A 16,493-nucleotide genomic window follows, 5' to 3' on the forward strand; every position below is an offset into this window, starting at 1 on the left:
ATCTGTTGACCATTTCCTGCCATTTTTCTCCGGGACACAGGTTTACGCAGATGAGCAAGACTTCTCTCGATAAGAGCAAGATCAAGTTCCTTCTTCTCGAAGGCGTCCACCAATCGGCTGTCGACGTCCTCAAGGCCGCGGGCTACACCAGTATCGAGTACCTCACCGGTTCTCTGCCGGAAGCCCAGTTGAAGGAAAAGATCGCCGATGCGCACTTCATCGGCATTCGCTCCCGCACCCAACTGACTGAAGAAATCTTCGATCACGCGAAGAAGCTCGTCGCTGTTGGCTGCTTCTGCATCGGCACCAACCAGGTTGACCTCGACGCGGCTCGCGAGCGCGGCATCGCGGTGTTCAACGCACCGTACTCCAACACCCGTTCCGTAGCCGAACTGGTGCTGGCCGAAGCGATCCTGCTGCTGCGCGGTATCCCAGAGAAGAACGCCTCCTGCCACCGTGGCGGCTGGATCAAGAGCGCGGCCAACTCCTTCGAGATCCGTGGCAAGAAGCTGGGCATCGTCGGCTATGGCTCGATCGGCACCCAACTGTCGGTCCTGGCCGAGGGTCTGGGCATGCAGGTGTTCTTCTACGACACCGTGACCAAGCTGCCGCTGGGTAACGCCACCCAGGTCGGCAACCTGCACGAGCTGCTGGGCATGTCCGACATCGTCACCCTGCACGTTCCGGAAACCGCTGCGACCCAGTGGATGATCGGCGAGAAGGAAATCCGCGCCATCAAGAAAGGCGGCATCCTGATCAACGCCGCGCGCGGCACCGTGGTCGAGCTGGACCACCTGGCCGCGGCGATCAAGGACAAGCACCTGATCGGCGCCGCCATCGACGTGTTCCCGGTGGAGCCACGCTCCAACGACGAAGAGTTCGAAAGCCCGCTGCGTGGCCTGGACAACGTGATCCTGACCCCGCACATCGGTGGTTCGACCGCCGAAGCCCAGGCCAACATCGGCCTGGAAGTGGCCGAGAAGCTGGTCAAGTACAGCGACAACGGTACTTCGGTATCGTCCGTGAACTTCCCGGAAGTGGCCCTGCCGGCTCACCCTGGCAAGCACCGCCTGCTGCACATCCACGAGAACATCCCGGGTGTGATGAGCGAGATCAACAAGGTCTTCGCCGAAAACGGCATCAACATCTCCGGTCAGTTCCTGCAGACCAACGAGAAAGTGGGCTACGTGGTGATCGACGTCGACGCCGAGTACTCGGAGTTGGCGCAAGAGAAACTGCAACACGTCAACGGCACCATCCGCAGCCGCGTGCTGTTCTAAGCACTCGCTGGCAATAAAAAAGGGAGGCCCTGGGGCCTCCCTTTTTATTTACAGGCAGTTTTTACCGCCCGCACTTACTTGACGGTGATGGTGATCTTTTCCGAAACGATTGGCGGGTCGAACGGCACGTGGTTCTTGTCGCCCAGCTCCAGCTGCAGGGTGTGCTTGCCCGGGGCCAGGGTCAGTTCGGTTTCGGTCTGGGCCTTGCCGAAGTGGATGTGCTGGGCGTCGGCCGGAATCGGCATGTTTTCGGCCGGCAGCTTGTCGACGTCGACCAGCAGGTGGTGGTGCCCGGTGTGCGGAGTCTGGTCGCCGGCGGGCGCCAGGGAGATGTCGCTGACGCCGAACTTGACCTTGAAGGTCTTGGCCACGGTATCGCCATTGACCGGGGTGACGATAAAGACAGAAGCGCCTTCCGGCGCCTTGGTGCGAGGAATATCCGCCGCAGAAGCCAGCATCGAAGCCCCCAGCATCAGGCCGGCCAATGCAGCACGAGATATAAAGGTTTTCATTCTATTCTCCAGTTTTTCCGCAAAATCGGTACGGTTATGACAACTTCGTGGCATATCGTTGTCGAAGGGCAATCAACACCATAGCAAAGCGAGCCTGAACAGCGCATCGCACATATAAATTCAAGGAGTGACCATGCGTTTCCTGCCTGGCCTGATACTTTTGCTACCTCTTGTGAGCACTTACGCTCAAGCCGAACTGATCGACGATGTGAATGACCGCGGGGAACTGCGCATCGCGCTGGAGGCCAACACCCCGCCCTTCAACTTCAAGGACGACGGCAAGCTCACCGGCTTCGAGGTCGAGCTGGGCCAACTGCTTGCCCGCGAACTGGATGTGCGGGCGGACTTCGTGGTCGCCGACGCCGCCGACCTGCTGCCAGGCGTCGAAAGCGGCCGCTACGACGTCGCCATCAATCACATAGCAATGACTGCGGAACTCAAGGATCGTTTCGACTTCAGCGAGCCTTACAGTTATTCCAGCGCACAATTGATCGTACGCAAGGAAGAAGAGCGCGCGCTGGGCAGCCTGCAGGCGCTCCAGGGCCAGGCACTGGGCGTGGCCCAGGGCAGCCAGTTCGTCGAGCAGGCGCGCACCGTGGAAGGCATCGACCTGCGCAGCTACCCGAACGCCCAGCAACCCATCAAGGATGTGGCGGACAAGCAGCTCGACGCCGCCATCAGCGACCGCCTGCTGATCCCCTATGCCATTCGCGACAGCCGCCTGCCGGTGAAGGAAGGCGCCAAGGTCGGGCCGACCCTGAGCCTGGCGATCCCGTTCCAGAAAGGTAATCCGGCGTTCCAGGCGAGCCTCGACGGCGCGCTGCAGCGCATCAAGGCCGATGGCCGGCTGATGGCGTTGTCGGAAAAATGGTTCGGCATGGATGCGAGCAAGCCGCCCAAGCCTTGATGCCGTAGTCGCTGCCGAAGGCACGTGATATCGCTGGCCCTGCGGACCTTTCGCAGCCTGCGGCAGCGGCTACAGGAGGGTTAGAGCGCCGCCAGGGCCGCGGCGGCCTCGGCCAGTTCCAGCTCGCTGAAGACTTGCACCCCGGCCCGCTTGAGCAAGGCGGCGGTGACGCCCTCGCCACTGACCTTGACCCCACTGAAGCAGCCGTCGTAGGTCAGCAGGTTGCCGCAGGACGGGCTGTTGGCCTTGAGCACGGCGATGCGAATCCCGTGTTCGCGCACCAGTTCCAGCGCCTGCCGGGCACCGCTGAGGAACTCGGCGCTGACATCTTCGCCCTCGGTGGTGATGACCTGCGCCAGGCCATCGAGCACTTCGCCGCCCTGACCGCCGGGTATTTCTGCGGCCGCCCGTGGCGTCGGCAGACCGCCGGCGACTTCCGGGCACAACGCGACCACCCAGCCTTCGGCCTGCCAGCTCGCCAGTTGATCGAACGGCCCGCTGGCGCCACCGTCGTAACGCACGCGGTGGCCCAGCAGGCAGCGACTGACCAGGATCTTGTGCATGATCAGAACGGCTCGTTGCCGCGCCGGCGGAACCAGCCCGTCAGGGACAGGCGCTCCCGGGTCGCGGGCAGGACTTCATGGGGCACCTCGCCGGAAAGGAACACCACCAGCCGGCCGCCAGCGGGATCCACGTCGTATTCGCTCTCGCCATCGAAGTACATGCGCAGTTGCCCACCCTGCTCCGGCAGCCAGTCCTGGTTGAGGTAGATCACCGCCGACACCATGCGCCGGTCATCGTCGCGGAAACGGTCGACGTGCTTGAGGTAGAACGCCCCTGGCGGGTACAGCGCGAAATGGCTTTCGAAGTCTTCCAGGCCGAGGAACAACCCACGGTTCAGCGCCTCGCGCAGGCTGTCCATCAACCCCAGGTAGGTATCGCAGCAGTCGGCCTGGCCGGGCTCGAGCCACTGGATGTGATCGCCGCGGATCCCTTCGCGAATCTCCTGCGCCGGGCCACGGCCGACCGCCGCCGGCGCCAGCTCGCCTTCGGCCGCGCGCTTGCGGCACTCGGCCGCCAGCTCCAGGGTCAGGGCTTCTGGCAGGAAGATGTTCTGCTGCGACCAGCCACGGGTGGCCAGGTCATCGACAATGCGTAACAGCAGCGGGTGATCAGAGGGTATTTGCATGGCGCGCATAGTATCCACACCCAGATGAATCCGACAGATCCTCTAGATAATTCTGACCAAGCAGCCTGGCGCTGTCTCTGTTCGTCGTTCGATCGGACAGTTTGCGTACTGAACCTGATACGAATTCTCGACAACCATCGCCTTGCCCCGGAGAATAGTGGGCTGCCGACAGGAGTCCTTATGCGCCGTTTGCTTTTTTCACTGTTGATGTTCTGTGTGTTGCCCGCCTGGGCAGACGGCCACGACCAGTTGTACAAGGTCGCCGGCTGGCCGGAACAACGTGCGCATTTCAACGATGCCCTCACCGCCGCCCAGCAGCGTTACCAGAATAGCCTGCCGCCGGCGGTCTATCAGGCGCTGGTCAATAACAGCAACCAGCGCTTCGCCCCGCAGGCCATGGACCGTCGTGCCCAGGCGCAACTGCGGCAGAACCTCGCCGACCCGAAACCGGCCCTGGCGTTTTTCCAGTCGCCGCTGGGGCGCAAGATCGTCGCCGCCGAACTGCTGGCGACCCGCCGCGACCAGTTGGCGAAAAATGCCCAGGGCCTGCCGAAGATGCAGGCCAGCGATACCCGGCAATTGATCATCGGCCACCTGGCCCGGGCGTTGCCGGCCCGTGAAGCCGGCGCGGAAGTCAGCCTGGCGATCGCCGGCGTGGCCGCTGACAGCCTGAGCCAGATGATTCCCGGCCTGCTGGGGGCCGGCCAGGCGCAGAACATGCTCAACGGCCAGCGCCAGCGGCTGATGGCGCAGATCGGCAACGACCTGAACAACACCCTGCTGTACGTCTATCGCGACCTGTCCGACCCCGAGCTGGAAGAGTTCGCCAACTTCGCCGAGTCCGCCGAAGGCAAGGCCTACTACCAGGCCGCCCTGGCCGCGATCCGCGCCGGGCTGGCCGTCGGCCAGAGTACTTCCAGCCTCGCGCCCTAAGCGCCTCTTGTAGCCGCTGCCGCAGGCTGCAATCGACCGGTACGGTCGCGGGACCTGTCGCAGCCTTCGGCAGCGGCTACAGGCGCGTGAATACCTTCAAAGATGCTGGTTGAGGAAAGCGAAGTATTCCTGGCGAATGCGCGCCGCCTCGTTCGCCAGGTGATGCCGCGCCTCGGGCAGCATCAGCACCTGGGGCTGCTGGAACTTCTGCCGGATCACCTGCAGGTTGTGCTGCCAATCCACCGTCATGTCCGCCTGCCCCTGAACGATCAAGGGCTGCCGGCTGCTGCGCGGAGCCAGCTCGATGCGCTTGATCCACTGCGCCAACGCTCCGACCCAGGCGGTCGGCAGGCGCAAGGGCTGCAACGGGTCGCGCTGCAGGAACGGCAGAAAATCGGGATCGGTGGAGTTCTCGCTGAAGCGCCGGGCGATGCCTTTGACGAAAGGCCTGAGCATGTAATAGCTGAGCTTCGACCAGCCCCAGGCACGCGGGCGTACCAGCGGCGACAGCAGGATCACCTGGCCCTGGGCCGGGCTCTGGGCGCCCTGATTGAGCAGATGGTCGATCACGATCGCGCCGCCCGTGCTTTGCCCGCACAGGTGCCAGGGCTGGGGCAGATCGAGGGACCGGGCTTCGTCGAACAAGCCTTGCAGCACTGCCTGGTACACCGCGAAATCATCGATGCTGGCGCGCTCGCCGCTGGACAGGCCGTGGCCCGGCAAGTCGCAGGCAATCACTACCCACTGCCGCTCCAGCGCCCATTCGATCACATGCCGGTACAAGCCCATGTGATCGTAAAAACCGTGCAGCAGAAACAAGGTCGCCACCGGCTGTTCGGGCCACCAGACCTGGCCGACCACCTCAAAACCGCCGACCGAAAAACGCCCCAGCCCACGCTTGACCGGCAGATCCAGCCCGTAGAAGCGCTGATAGGCCTGCGCCTGGGCCGAGAGCGGCTGCGCCTCGGCCAGGGGCCGCAGGCTGGCGCGCAGAAGGTCGGGGTCGAAGGTCGCATGCATAAGGGTTTTCCCAGGGTGGCGCGAAACGCGAAACAGGCTTTATCGGCCTGCGATATTCATCTGTCGGGGCAAGCATGGCAAGCTACGCGACCTTCGAGGAATGATCCGTATGCGTCTGCCCTACCGCACGACCCTGCTTGCCAGCCTGCTCGTCCTCCTGTGCGCCGGGGTGCTGTGGGTCGCCTACGACTGGTTCCAGGGACGTTTCCTGCGGACCTTCAGCGAACACACCGCGGTGTTTTCCGGCGACCCGCTGCAACTGCCTCCTGGCCTCGCCGGCGAAGGCGCCATCCGCCTGGTGCACTTCTGGGACCCGGCCTGCCCGTGCAATGTCGGCAACCAGCAGCACCTGGCCGAGCTGATCGAGCATTACGGCCCGCAGGGTGTGGAGTTCTACTCGGTGCAGAAGGCCGGCAGCCACGGCCAGTTGCCCGCCACCCTGAGCCGTCTGAAAGTCCTCGACGGCCTGCCCGGCTCGGAGCAGATCCCCGCCAGCCCGGCCGTGGCGATCTGGGACCGCAACGGCACCCTGGCCTATTTCGGCCCCTACAGCGAAGGCCTGACCTGCAACTCCAGCAACAGCTTTATCGAACCTATCCTTCAGGCCCTGCACGAAGGCCGTACGGTGAGCGCCACCCACACCTTGGCGGTGGGCTGTTATTGTCCATGGCCGAAACAGACGGATTAAGGCATTCCTGACTTTTCACAGACAACGGATGCCCGGCACAGAAGGCCTGTGCTAAATGCTTGCCTTCCCCCACGGCAGGCAAATCGCAGAAAGAACAAGGAGTCACCATGAAACGCAGCCTGACCGTACTCGTCGTCCTGATCCTCGCCCTCGCCGCGGGTGGAGGCTGGTACCTGTACAGCAAGCAGCCGTCGCGCCAGGGCCAGGTCGAGCTGGAGCGCCTGCAGGGCTCGGTCACGGTGCGTTACGACGAACGCGGCGTGCCGCATATCCGCGCGGAAAACGAAACCGACCTGTACCGCGCCCTGGGCTATGTCCACGCCCAGGACCGGCTGTTCCAGATGGAGGTCATGCGGCGCCTGGCCCGCGGTGAGCTGGCCGAGATACTCGGCCCCAAACTGCTCGACACCGACAAACTGTTCCGCAGCCTGCGCATCCGCGAACGCGCCGACAGCTACGTCGCCGGGCTGGATCGCCAGTCGCCTGCCTGGAAGGGCCTGCAAGCCTATCTGGACGGGATCAATCAGTATCAGAACACTCACCCGCAACCGATCGAGTTCGATGTCCTTGGCATTCCCAAGCGTTCCTTCACCGCCGAAGACAGCATCAGCGTCGCCGGCTACATGGCCTACAGCTTCGCCGCGGCCTTCCGCACCGAGCCGCTGCTGACCTACGTGCGCGACCAGCTCGGCAGCGACTACCTGAAAGTCTTCGACCTCGACTGGCAGCCCAAGGGTGCCCTGGCCAAGGGCCGCGGCCCGCTGGCGCCAAGCCTGGCCACCAGCGACTGGCAGGACCTGGGCGCCATCGCCCGGCTGAGCGAACAGGCCCTGGCCGACGCCGGCCTGCCGCAATTCGAAGGCAGCAACGCCTGGGCGGTGTCCGGCAGCCGCACCAAGAGCGGCAAGCCATTGCTGGCCGGCGACCCGCACATCCGCTTCGCGGTGCCGTCGGTGTGGTACGAGGCCCAGCTGTCGGCGCCGGGCTTCGAGCTCTATGGTCATCACCAGGCGCTGGTGCCCTTCGCCTTTCTCGGCCACAACCTGGATTTCGGCTGGAGCCTGACCATGTTCCAGAACGACGACCTGGACCTGATCGCCGAGAAGGTCAACCCGAACAACGCCAACCAGGTCTGGTACCGCGGCAAGTGGGTCGACCTGGTCAACAGCGAGCAGCAGATCGCGGTGAAGGGCCAGTCGCCGGTCACCCAGATCCTGCGCCAGTCGCCCCATGGGCCGATCATCAACGAGGTGCTCGGGGCCAATGCCGGCAAGACACCGATCGCCATGTGGTGGGCCTTCCTCGAAACGCCGAACCCGATCCTCGACGGCTTCTACCAGCTCAACCGCGCCGACACCCTGGCCAAGGCCCGCAGCGCCGCGTCCAAGGTCCAGGCACCGGGCTTGAACATCGTCTGGGCCAACGCCAAGGGCGATATCGGCTGGTGGGCCGCGGCACTGTTGCCCAAGCGCCCGATCGGCGCCAAGGGCGCATTCATTCTCGACGGCAGCACCTCGCTGGCGGACAAAGAGGGCTTCTACCCGTTCAGCGCCAACCCGCAGGAAGAAAACCCGGCGCGCGGCTATATCGTTTCGGCCAACTTCCAGCCGGTCTCGCCTACCGGTATGGAGATTCCCGGCTACTACAATCTCGCCGACCGCGGCCAGCAACTGGACCGCCAGCTCAGCGACAAGAGCGTGAAGTGGGATATCGAAACCAGCCAGAAGCTCCAGCTGGGCACCACCACCGCCTACGGCCCGCGCCTGCTGGCGCCGCTGCTGCCGGTGTTGCGCGAGGTGGTGAGCGACCCGCAGGAACTCAAGCTGGTGGAGCAACTGGCGCAGTGGAAAGGCGACTACCCGCTGGACTCCACCAGCGCCACCCTGTTCAACCAGTTCCTGTTCAACCTCACCGACGCGGCCTTCCACGACGAGCTGGGCGACGCCTTCTTCGACACCCTGCTGTCCACCCGGGTGATCGACGCCGCGCTGCCACGCCTGGCCGCCTCCGCCGACTCGCCATGGTGGGACAACCGCAACACCCTGGGCCAGGAAAGCCGCGCCGACACGGTCAGGGTCGCCTGGCGCGCGAGTCTCGCTCATCTCAAGGCGACCTTTGGCGACAACCCGACCCAATGGCGGTGGGGCCAGGCGCATACCCTGACCCACAGCCATCCGCTGGGCCTGCAGAAGCCCCTGGACCGGGTTTTCAACGTCGGCCCGTTCGCCGCGCCGGGCACCCACGAAGTGCCGAACAATCAATCGGCCAAGATCGGCCCGGCACCCTGGCCGGTGACCTACGGCCCTTCGACCCGGCGCCTGATCGACTTCGCCGACCCGGCCCACAGCCTGACCGTCAACCCGGTCGGGCAAAGCGGCGTGCTGTTCGACAAGCACTATCAGGATCAGGCCGAGGCCTATATCGAAGGGGTGTACCAGCAGGCGCACTTCAACGAAGAAGAAGTCATGGCCAATACCCACAGCACCCTGAAGCTGTTGCCGGCGCGGGCGGCGCAGTAAGCCCCACGGTAAACGACGCACAACCTGCAGGAGCCAGCTTGCTGGCGGTCCAGTCGATACGCCAGGTCAGATCTGCCGTCTCGCGAGCAATCGAGCGTCGACTGGCCGCTCCTATAGGGACTCCGGCGTGCCGCGGGCATCGTGAGCGGATTGGGTAACCCGAAGCGGCGCTCAAGGCCGGGGCCACCCGTGAAGAGATTGCCACCGCCATCTCGTTGAATGCCGGAGCGGCCTATGTCTATTCACTGCATACCCTGAAGGCATACGACTCGCTGAAGAGCTGAGGCGTTTTCGAAGCTATCGCTGTAGCCGCTGCCGCAGGCTGCGGTAGGTGCGAAGGACCTCGGCGACCTTGAGACCGCTTCGACCGTTCCGGTCGATCGCAGCCTGCTGCAGCGGCTCCCCCCGAAAACGACATCGCCCCTGAACAGGGGCGATGTCTTGTCACGGTCAAAGCCTTCCGGCTGTTGCCTATCAGGCCGCTTCCGGGGCCTGTGCGCGGCGCACGTCCGGCTGTTTCCAGGAATCGGCCGCGGCCTCTTCGATGGCTTGCTGGATGGCGCGCTTGCGGCGCTCTTCGGCCTGGCGGCTGAAGTACCAGACCAGGAAGGTCACCAGCGACACCGCCAGCAGGATCAGGCTGGCCACGGCGTTGATCTCCGGTTTCACCCCGAGACGCACCGCCGAGAACACTTCCATCGGCAAAGTCGTGGAACCCGGGCCGGAGACGAAGCTCGCCAGCACCAGATCGTCCAGGGACAGGGCGAAGGACATCATGCCGCCGGCCGCCAGCGACGGCGCGATCATCGGGATGGTGATCAGGAAGAACACCTTCCACGGCCGCGCCCCCAGGTCCATGGCCGCCTCTTCGATGGACAGGTCCAGCTCGCGCAGGCGCGCCGACACCACCACCGCCACATAGGCGGCGCAGAACGTGGTGTGGGCGATCCAGATAGTGACGATGCCGCGCTCCTGCGGCCAGCCGATCATCTGCGCCATGGCCACGAACAGCAGCAACAGCGACAGACCGGTGATCACTTCCGGCATCACCAGCGGCGCGGTGACCAGGCCGCCGAACAGCGTGCGGCCCTTGAAGTGGGTGATACGGGTCAGGACGAAGGCCGCCAGGGTGCCCAGGGCCACCGCGGCAATCGCGGTGTAGCAGGCGATCTCCAGGGAGCGCACCACCGAGCCCATCAGTTGCGAGTTGTCCAGCAGGCCGACGTACCACTTCACCGACCAGCCGCCCCAGACCGTCACCAGCTTGGAGGCGTTGAACGAGTAGATCACCAGGATCAGCATCGGCAGGTAGATGAACAGCAGCCCCACCACCAGCATCAGGTTCGAGAAACTGAAGCGCTTCATTCCTTGCCCTCCATTTCTTTGGCCTGACTGCGGTTGAAGAGGATGATCGGCACAATCAGGATCGCCAGCATCACCACTGCCAGGGCCGACGCCACCGGCCAGTCACGGTTGTTGAAGAACTCTTGCCAGAGCACTTTACCGATCATCAGGGTTTCCGGACCGCCGAGCAGTTCCGGGATCACGAACTCGCCCACCACCGGGATGAACACCAGCATGCAGCCGGCGATGATGCCGTTCTTCGACAGCGGCACGGTGATTTTCCAGAAACTGTTGAAGGTGCTCGAACCCAGGTCCGAGGCGGCTTCCAGCAGGCTGGTATCGTGCTTCACCAGGTTGGCGTAGAGCGGCAGGATCATGAACGGCAGGTACGAATAGACCACGCCGATGTACACCGCCAGGTTGGTGTTGAGGATCTGCAGCGGCTCGTCGATCAAGCCCATGCTCATCAGGAAGCCGTTGAGCAGGCCGTTGTTGCTGAGGATGCCCATCCAGGCGTAGACGCGGATCAGGATCGCGGTCCAGGTCGGCATCATGATCAGCAGCACCAGCACGGTCTGCAGCTCTTTGCGGGCGCTGGCGATGGCATAGGCCATCGGGTAGCCGATCAGCAGGCACAGCAGCGTGCTGAAGAACGCCATCTTCAGCGAGCCGAGGTAGGCGGCGATGTACAACTCGTCGTCGCCGAGCATCGCGTAGTTGCCCAGGTTGAGCAGCACCTGCAGCTTCTGGTCGATGAAGCTGTAGATCTCGGTGTACGGCGGAATGGCCACGTCCGCTTCGGCGAAGCTGATCTTCAGGACGATGAAGAACGGCAGCATGAAGAACAGGAACAGCCAGAGGAACGGGACCCCGATGACCAGCTGGCGGCCACCGGGAATTATTCGATTGAGGCGGCGCTTGAGCTTTCGCATGTTCATGAGCGCAGTACCACGCCGCTGTCGTCTTCCCACCAGACGTACACCTGGTCGCCCCAGGTCGGCCGCGCGCCGCGACGCTCGGCGTTGGCCACGAACGACTGCACCAGCTTGCCGCTCGGCAGCTCGACGTAGAACACCGAGTGGCCGCCCAGGTAGGCGATGTCGTGCACCTTGCCGCTCGACCAGTTGTATTCGCAGGTCGGCATGTCCGGGGTCACCAGGAGTTTTTCCGGGCGGATGGCGTAGGTCACCGACTTGTCCTGCACCGAGGTGCTGATGCCGTGGCCCACGTAGATGTTGCGATCCAGGTCCTTGCAGGTAATGGTCGCGTGGCCTTCGGCGTCGTCGATCACTTCACCTTCGAAGATGTTGACGTTGCCGATGAATTCGCAGACCAGGCGGCTGGTCGGGGTCTCGTAGATGTCGATCGGGCTGCCGATCTGGGCGATCCAGCCCAGGTGCATGATCGCAATACGCTCGGCCATGGTCATGGCCTCTTCCTGGTCGTGGGTCACCATCACGCAGGTCACTCCGACACGCTCGATGATCTCCACCAGCTCCAGCTGCATCTGCGAGCGCAGCTTTTTATCCAGCGCGCCCATCGGCTCATCGAGCAACAGCAGCTTCGGCCGCTTGGCCAGGGAGCGGGCCAGGGCCACGCGCTGGCGCTGACCGCCAGAGAGTTGATGCGGCTTGCGCTTGGCGTACTGGCTCATCTGCACCAGCTTGAGCATCTCGGCCACGCGGGCGTCGATCTCGGCCTTGGGAATCTTGTCCTGCTGCAGGCCGAAGGCGATGTTCTGCGCCACGGTCATGTGCGGGAACAAGGCGTAGGACTGGAACATCATGTTGATCGGCCGCTCGTAGGGCGGCATGTCGGTGATGTCCACACCGTCCAGGTAGATGCGCCCCTCCGTGGGCCGTTCGAACCCCGCGAGCATGCGCAGCAAGGTGGACTTACCCGAGCCAGAACCGCCGAGCAGGGCGAAGATCTCGCCTTTCTTGATTTCCAGGGACACGTCGTCCACGGCAATCGTCTCGTCGAACTTCTTCGTGACCCGGTCGATCTTGACCAACACCTGCTTCGGTGTCTGGTCGCCCTCGAGGGCTTTCTTGTAGGCGCCGGAGGCAACTGCCATTTACGAAACTCCCAACAGAATTTGCAGTTCGCCCCATGCGGGCGAACTCTGGATAGTTTGAGCGATTGACACTATTTGCCCGACTTGACCTTGGTCCAGCTGCGGGTCATGAGTCGTTGGATCTTGGGCGGCAACTCCGAGTTGACGTACAGCTTGTCGACGATCTCCTGCGGTGGGTAAACCGCTTCGTCCTTGCGGACCGATTGGTCCATCAGCTCGCCCGCCTTGGGGTTCGGGTTGGCGTAGCCGACGGAGTCGCTGACCTGGGCGATCACCTCAGGCTTGAGCAGGTAATTGATGAAGGCATGGGCCTGCTTGACGTTACCGGCGTCCTTGGGAATGGCCAGCATGTCGAACCAGAGGTTGCCGCCTTCCTTGGGGATCACATAGGCGATCTCGATGCCCTTGCCGGCTTCGGCGGCGCGCGCCTTGGCCTGGAACACATCGCCGGAGAAGCCTGCGGCCACGCAGATTTCGCCATTGGCCAGGTCGGAGATGTATTTCGAGGAATTGAAGTAGGTCACGTAAGGTCGCACCGCCAGCAACTTGGCTTCGGCCTTCTTGTAGTCGTCGGGGTTCTGGCTGTTGGGGTCCAGGCCCATGTAGTTGAGTACCGCCGGGAGCATTTCATCGGCGGAGTCGAGGAAGGCGACGCCGCAGCTCGACAGCTTCTTGATGTTTTCCGGCTCGAACAGCATGGCCCAGGAGTCGATCTTGTCCACGCCCAGCGCGGCCTTGACCTTCTCGACGTTATAGCCGATGCCGTTGGTGCCCCACAGGTAAGGCACGGCGTACTGGTTGCCCGGGTCGTTCTTCTCCAGGCGCTTGAGCAGCACCGGGTCGAGGTTCGAATAGTTGGGCAACTGCGCCTTGTCGAGTTTCTGGAACGCTCCGGCCTTGATCTGCTTGCCCAGGAAGTGATTGGACGGCACGACCACGTCATAGCCGGTACGACCGGCGAGCAACTTGCCTTCCAGGGTTTCGTTGGAGTCGAACACGTCGTACAGCGGCTTGATGCCGGTGGCCTTTTCGAAGTCCGCCAATGTGCTCTGACCGATATAGTCAGACCAGTTATAAATATGCACGGTCGGCGCAGCATAGGCGCTGACGGCCAGCGTCAGCCCGGCGCCCACCAGCATGGCTTTGCGAAATAAAGAAATAGGCAAGTGGAGGTCCTCTAAACAATTGGGCCTGAGTTGCCCGCACTACATGACAGCCAAGAGCTGCCCAGCAACAAAACCGGCGCGCAACTTACCTTCGATAAACCGATCCAGCAAAACTTTCTGTCATTTAATTGCACCGCTGACCGCCCTCGCGGGGACGACAGCCAGCGGTTGCTGCCTCAAACCGGTTTATTTGCCGGATTTGATCTTGGTCCAGCTGCGGGTCAACTCACGCTGGGTAGCGGCCGGCAGATCGGCGATCGCATACAGCTTGGCCTGCACGTCGGCTGGCGGGTAGATGCCCGGATCGCTGGTGATGTCCTTTTCCACCAGCGCCGTTGCGGCGGCGTTGCCGTTCGGGAAACGCACGGCATTGGTGATGCTGGCCATGACTTCAGGCTTCTGCAGGTAGGTCATGAACTTGTAGGCGCCCTCGACGTTTTCCGCATCCTTGGGGATAGCGACCATGTCGTAGAAGGTGCCGGCGCCTTCTTTCGGAATGACGTAGCTGACTTTCACCTTGTCGCCGGCTTCGGCGGCACGGGACTTGGCCTGCTGGACGTCACCCGAGTAACCGACCGCTACGCAGATGTTGCCGTTGGCCAGGTCCGAGATGTACTTGGAGGAGTGGAAATAGGTGATCGAAGGACGGATCTTGAGGAACAGCTCTTCGGCTTTCTTGATGTCGTCTTTCTTCTGGCTGTCGGTCGGCAGGCCCAGGTAATGCAGGGCGACCGGGATCATTTCGGTTGGCGAGTCGAGGAAGCTCACGCCGCAGCCCTTGAGCTTGGCGATGTTCTCGGGCTTGAGCAGGGTATCCCAGGAATCGATCTTGTCGACGCCCAGCGCAGCCTTGACCTTCTCCGGGTTGTAACCGATGCCGATGGAACCCCACATGTATGGGAAAGCATGCTTGTTGCCCGGGTCACTGACCGAAACCGCCTTGAGCAGATCCTGGTTCAGGTTTTTCCAGTTGGGCAACTTGGAGACGTCCAGCTCCTGATAGACACCGGCCTTGATCTGCTTGGCCAGGAAGTTGTTCGATGGCACGACCACGTCGTAACCGGACTTGCCTGCCAGCAGTTTGGCTTCCAGGGTCTCGTTGCTATCGAAAACGTCGTAGACCACCTTGATCCCGGACTCTTTCTCGAAGTTCGCGATGGTGTCAGGTGCGATGTAGTCGGACCAGTTGTAAACGTGCAGCACCTTGTCGTCTGCCTGGGCCACTGCCGCCATCGCGCCCATCAGGGACATGGCGAGGAGGGTCTTGCCAGCTTTCTTCATACCTATTGCCTTCATGCGTCATGCTCCAATTATTCTTTTTAACCTTGTGTTCAGCGACCGGTTGCCAGGCAACTAAAAACAGGCGGTAGTCTGGCAAGTTCCAAGGCGGGCTTTCAACAGAAGACCCATCCTTTATGGCCGCCCCGAGTGAAGTACCGCAGGGTACTTCGCTCAGAGCCTAGCACTTAGCCCTGCAACGCACTCAAGGTCAGGTCCAGGCACTTGCGGGCCTTGCTCACCAGCTCATCGATCTCCTCCTTGGTGATCACCAGGGGCGGAGCAATGATCATGGTGTCGCCCACGGCGCGCATGATCAGGCCGTTGTCGAAGCAGAACTGCCGGCAGATCATGCCGACGCCTTTTCCGACATACCGCGCACGGGTGGCCTTGTCCTGAACCAGCTCGATGGCACCCAACAGGCCGACTCCGCGAACCTCACCCACCAGCGGGTGATCGTTCAGTTCCCGCAGACGTTTCTGCAAATAAGGTGCCGTTTCTGCCTTGACGCGCTCGATAATTTTTTCGTCGCGCATGATGCGGATGTTTTCCAGGGCCACGGCGGCGGCCACCGGGTGCCCGGAATAGGTGAAACCGTGGTTGAAATCGCCGCCCTCGTTGAGCACCGCCACCACTTCGTCGCGCACCACCAGGCCACCCATGGGGATGTAGCCGGAGGTCAGGCCCTTGGCGATGGTCATCATGTCCGGCTTGAGGTCGTAGAAATCGCTACCGAACCACTCACCGGTACGCCCGAAACCACAGATCACCTCGTCGGCGACGAACAGGATGTCGTACTTGGCGAGGATTTCCTTGATTCGCGGCCAGTAGCTTTCCGGCGGAACGATCACGCCGCCCGCGCCCTGGATCGGCTCGGCAATGAAGGCGCCGACGTTATCGATGCCGACTTCGAGAATCTTCTCTTCCAGTTGGTTGGCCACCCAGATCCCGAACTCGTCCGGGGTCATGTCGCCGCCTTCACCGAACCAGTAAGGCTGCGGAATGTGCACGATGCCCGGGATCGGCAAGTCGCCCTGTTCGTGCATGTAGGTCATGCCGCCCAGGCTCGCGCCGGCCACGGTGGAACCGTGATAGCCGTTTACCCGGCTGATGATGGTTTTCTTCTTCGGCTGGCCCTTGATCGCCCAGTAGTGGCGAACCATGCGCAGCATGGTGTCGTTGCCTTCGGAGCCGGAACCGGTGAAGAACACATGGTTCATGCCCTGCGGGGCAACATCGGAGATGGCCTTGGCCAGTTCCAGCGCCGGCGGGTGAGCGGTCTGGAAGAACAGGTTGTAGTACGGCAGCTCGCGCATCTGCTTGCTGGCGGCTTCGACCAGTTCTTCGCGGCCGTAACCGATGGCCACGCACCACAGCCCGGCCATGCCGTCGAGGATCTTGTTGCCCTCGCTGTCCCAGAGGTAAACGCCCTCGGCATTAGTGATGATCCGCGGCCCCTTCTCCTTCAACTGCTTGAAGTCGCTGAACGGTGCCAGGTGGTGCTCGCTGCTGAGGGTTTGCCACTCACGGGTTTGCGGGTTGTTGCTGGTCATTGGAACTCTCCTAGTTTTCCGGTGAGG

15 protein-coding genes and 1 pseudogene are annotated in these 16,493 nt (G+C 62.7%); 6 read left to right on the plus strand and 10 right to left on the minus strand.

From position 1 onward, the window contains the following. The first annotated feature begins 50 nt into the window (after positions 1–50). A complete protein-coding gene (serA, locus tag H0I86_RS29985) occupies positions 51–1,280 on the plus strand; it encodes a phosphoglycerate dehydrogenase (RefSeq protein ID WP_007932850.1) in 1,230 nt (409 codons plus the stop codon). Between the two features lie 74 nt (positions 1,281–1,354). Here serA and H0I86_RS29990 read toward each other — a convergent pair whose 3' ends face one another. Further along, a complete protein-coding gene (locus H0I86_RS29990; RefSeq protein ID WP_009051365.1) occupies positions 1,355–1,792 on the minus strand; it encodes a DUF4399 domain-containing protein in 438 nt (145 codons plus the stop codon). 133 nt (positions 1,793–1,925) lie between these two features. On the opposite strand from H0I86_RS29990, the gene H0I86_RS29995 reads away from it, so the two are divergent. Continuing rightward, positions 1,926–2,699 (plus strand): transporter substrate-binding domain-containing protein, encoded by a 774-nt coding sequence (locus H0I86_RS29995; RefSeq protein WP_180923188.1) that lies wholly within the window; start codon positions 1,926–1,928, stop codon positions 2,697–2,699. A gap of 80 nt (positions 2,700–2,779) precedes the next feature. On the opposite strand, the gene H0I86_RS30000 is transcribed toward H0I86_RS29995, so the two are convergent. Continuing rightward, a complete protein-coding gene (locus tag H0I86_RS30000; RefSeq protein ID WP_180923189.1) occupies positions 2,780–3,262 on the minus strand; it encodes a 2-thiouracil desulfurase family protein in 483 nt (160 codons plus the stop codon). Between the two features lie 2 nt (positions 3,263–3,264). After that, positions 3,265–3,897, minus strand: a complete 633-nt coding sequence (locus tag H0I86_RS30005) for a 2OG-Fe(II) oxygenase (RefSeq protein ID WP_009051368.1) — start codon at positions 3,895–3,897, stop codon at positions 3,265–3,267. A 171-nt stretch (positions 3,898–4,068) separates the two neighbouring features. Here H0I86_RS30005 and H0I86_RS30010 point away from each other — a divergent pair, with 171 nt between their 5' ends. Next, positions 4,069–4,821, plus strand: a complete 753-nt coding sequence (locus tag H0I86_RS30010; protein ID WP_180923190.1) for a DUF2059 domain-containing protein — start codon at positions 4,069–4,071, stop codon at positions 4,819–4,821. Between the two features lie 96 nt (positions 4,822–4,917). On the opposite strand, the gene bipL is transcribed toward H0I86_RS30010, so the two are convergent. Next, positions 4,918–5,841, minus strand: a complete 924-nt coding sequence (gene bipL / locus H0I86_RS30015; protein ID WP_180923191.1) for a phospholipase BipL — start codon at positions 5,839–5,841, stop codon at positions 4,918–4,920. 109 nt (positions 5,842–5,950) lie between these two features. On the opposite strand from bipL, the gene H0I86_RS30020 reads away from it, so the two are divergent. The 3 genes and pseudogenes from H0I86_RS30020 to H0I86_RS30030 form a co-directional block, all read left to right on the plus strand. Beyond that, positions 5,951–6,529, plus strand: coding sequence for a DUF6436 domain-containing protein (locus H0I86_RS30020; RefSeq protein ID WP_180923192.1), 579 nt, complete (start codon positions 5,951–5,953; stop codon positions 6,527–6,529). A gap of 107 nt (positions 6,530–6,636) precedes the next feature. Then, positions 6,637–9,048, plus strand: a complete 2,412-nt coding sequence (locus H0I86_RS30025; RefSeq protein WP_180923193.1) for a penicillin acylase family protein — start codon at positions 6,637–6,639, stop codon at positions 9,046–9,048. Positions 9,049–9,209: 161 nt separating this feature from the next. Next, positions 9,210–9,332: pseudogene (locus H0I86_RS30030) on the plus strand (carboxymuconolactone decarboxylase family protein); the annotation flags it as partial. 190 nt (positions 9,333–9,522) lie between these two features. Here H0I86_RS30030 and H0I86_RS30035 read toward each other — a convergent pair. The 6 genes from H0I86_RS30035 to H0I86_RS30060 all read right to left on the minus strand — a co-directional run bounded on the left by H0I86_RS30035 (position 9,523) and on the right by H0I86_RS30060 (position 16,466). Then, complete coding sequence (locus H0I86_RS30035) at positions 9,523–10,413, minus strand: ABC transporter permease subunit (protein WP_023967929.1); 891 nt, start codon at positions 10,411–10,413, stop codon at positions 9,523–9,525. Continuing rightward, a complete protein-coding gene (locus H0I86_RS30040) occupies positions 10,410–11,291 on the minus strand; it encodes an ABC transporter permease subunit (RefSeq protein WP_180925933.1) in 882 nt (293 codons plus the stop codon). The genes H0I86_RS30035 and H0I86_RS30040 overlap by 4 nt, the downstream gene beginning before the upstream one ends. Positions 11,292–11,326: 35 nt before the next feature. After that, a complete protein-coding gene (locus H0I86_RS30045; protein WP_007928322.1) occupies positions 11,327–12,469 on the minus strand; it encodes an ABC transporter ATP-binding protein in 1,143 nt (380 codons plus the stop codon). Positions 12,470–12,540: 71 nt separating this feature from the next. Beyond that, the gene (locus H0I86_RS30050) at positions 12,541–13,635 is read right to left on the minus strand and encodes a polyamine ABC transporter substrate-binding protein (RefSeq protein WP_023967926.1); all 1,095 of its coding nucleotides are present in this window, start codon (positions 13,633–13,635) and stop codon (positions 12,541–12,543) included. Positions 13,636–13,821: 186 nt separating this feature from the next. Further along, entirely contained in the window at positions 13,822–14,916 is a 1,095-nt protein-coding gene (locus H0I86_RS30055; RefSeq protein WP_123363317.1) for a polyamine ABC transporter substrate-binding protein, read from the minus strand. A 185-nt stretch (positions 14,917–15,101) separates the two neighbouring features. Continuing rightward, positions 15,102–16,466 (minus strand): aspartate aminotransferase family protein, encoded by a 1,365-nt coding sequence (locus H0I86_RS30060; RefSeq protein WP_180923194.1) that lies wholly within the window; start codon positions 16,464–16,466, stop codon positions 15,102–15,104. Between the last annotated feature and the right edge of the window lie 27 nt (positions 16,467–16,493).

This window comes from Pseudomonas chlororaphis subsp. aurantiaca, assembly GCF_013466605.1.
Classification (GTDB): Bacteria; Pseudomonadota; Gammaproteobacteria; order Pseudomonadales; family Pseudomonadaceae; genus Aquipseudomonas; species Aquipseudomonas chlororaphis_I.

What these genes read in the sequence shown, in the direction of transcription:
- serA (WP_007932850.1), top strand. Translation starts at nt 51, where the DNA reads ATGAGCAAGACTTCTCTCGATAAGAGCAAGATCAAGTTCCTTCTTCTC.
- H0I86_RS29990 (WP_009051365.1), bottom strand. Translation starts at nt 1,792, where the DNA reads ATGAAAACCTTTATATCTCGTGCTGCATTGGCCGGCCTGATGCTGGGG.
- H0I86_RS29995 (WP_180923188.1), top strand. Translation starts at nt 1,926, where the DNA reads ATGCGTTTCCTGCCTGGCCTGATACTTTTGCTACCTCTTGTGAGCACT.
- H0I86_RS30000 (WP_180923189.1), bottom strand. Translation starts at nt 3,262, where the DNA reads ATGCACAAGATCCTGGTCAGTCGCTGCCTGCTGGGCCACCGCGTGCGT.
- H0I86_RS30005 (WP_009051368.1), bottom strand. Translation starts at nt 3,897, where the DNA reads ATGCGCGCCATGCAAATACCCTCTGATCACCCGCTGCTGTTACGCATT.
- H0I86_RS30010 (WP_180923190.1), top strand. Translation starts at nt 4,069, where the DNA reads ATGCGCCGTTTGCTTTTTTCACTGTTGATGTTCTGTGTGTTGCCCGCC.
- bipL (WP_180923191.1), bottom strand. Translation starts at nt 5,841, where the DNA reads ATGCATGCGACCTTCGACCCCGACCTTCTGCGCGCCAGCCTGCGGCCC.
- H0I86_RS30020 (WP_180923192.1), top strand. Translation starts at nt 5,951, where the DNA reads ATGCGTCTGCCCTACCGCACGACCCTGCTTGCCAGCCTGCTCGTCCTC.
- H0I86_RS30025 (WP_180923193.1), top strand. Translation starts at nt 6,637, where the DNA reads ATGAAACGCAGCCTGACCGTACTCGTCGTCCTGATCCTCGCCCTCGCC.
- H0I86_RS30035 (WP_023967929.1), bottom strand. Translation starts at nt 10,413, where the DNA reads ATGAAGCGCTTCAGTTTCTCGAACCTGATGCTGGTGGTGGGGCTGCTG.
- H0I86_RS30045 (WP_007928322.1), bottom strand. Translation starts at nt 12,469, where the DNA reads ATGGCAGTTGCCTCCGGCGCCTACAAGAAAGCCCTCGAGGGCGACCAG.
- H0I86_RS30055 (WP_123363317.1), bottom strand. Translation starts at nt 14,916, where the DNA reads ATGAAGAAAGCTGGCAAGACCCTCCTCGCCATGTCCCTGATGGGCGCG.
- H0I86_RS30060 (WP_180923194.1), bottom strand. Translation starts at nt 16,466, where the DNA reads ATGACCAGCAACAACCCGCAAACCCGTGAGTGGCAAACCCTCAGCAGC.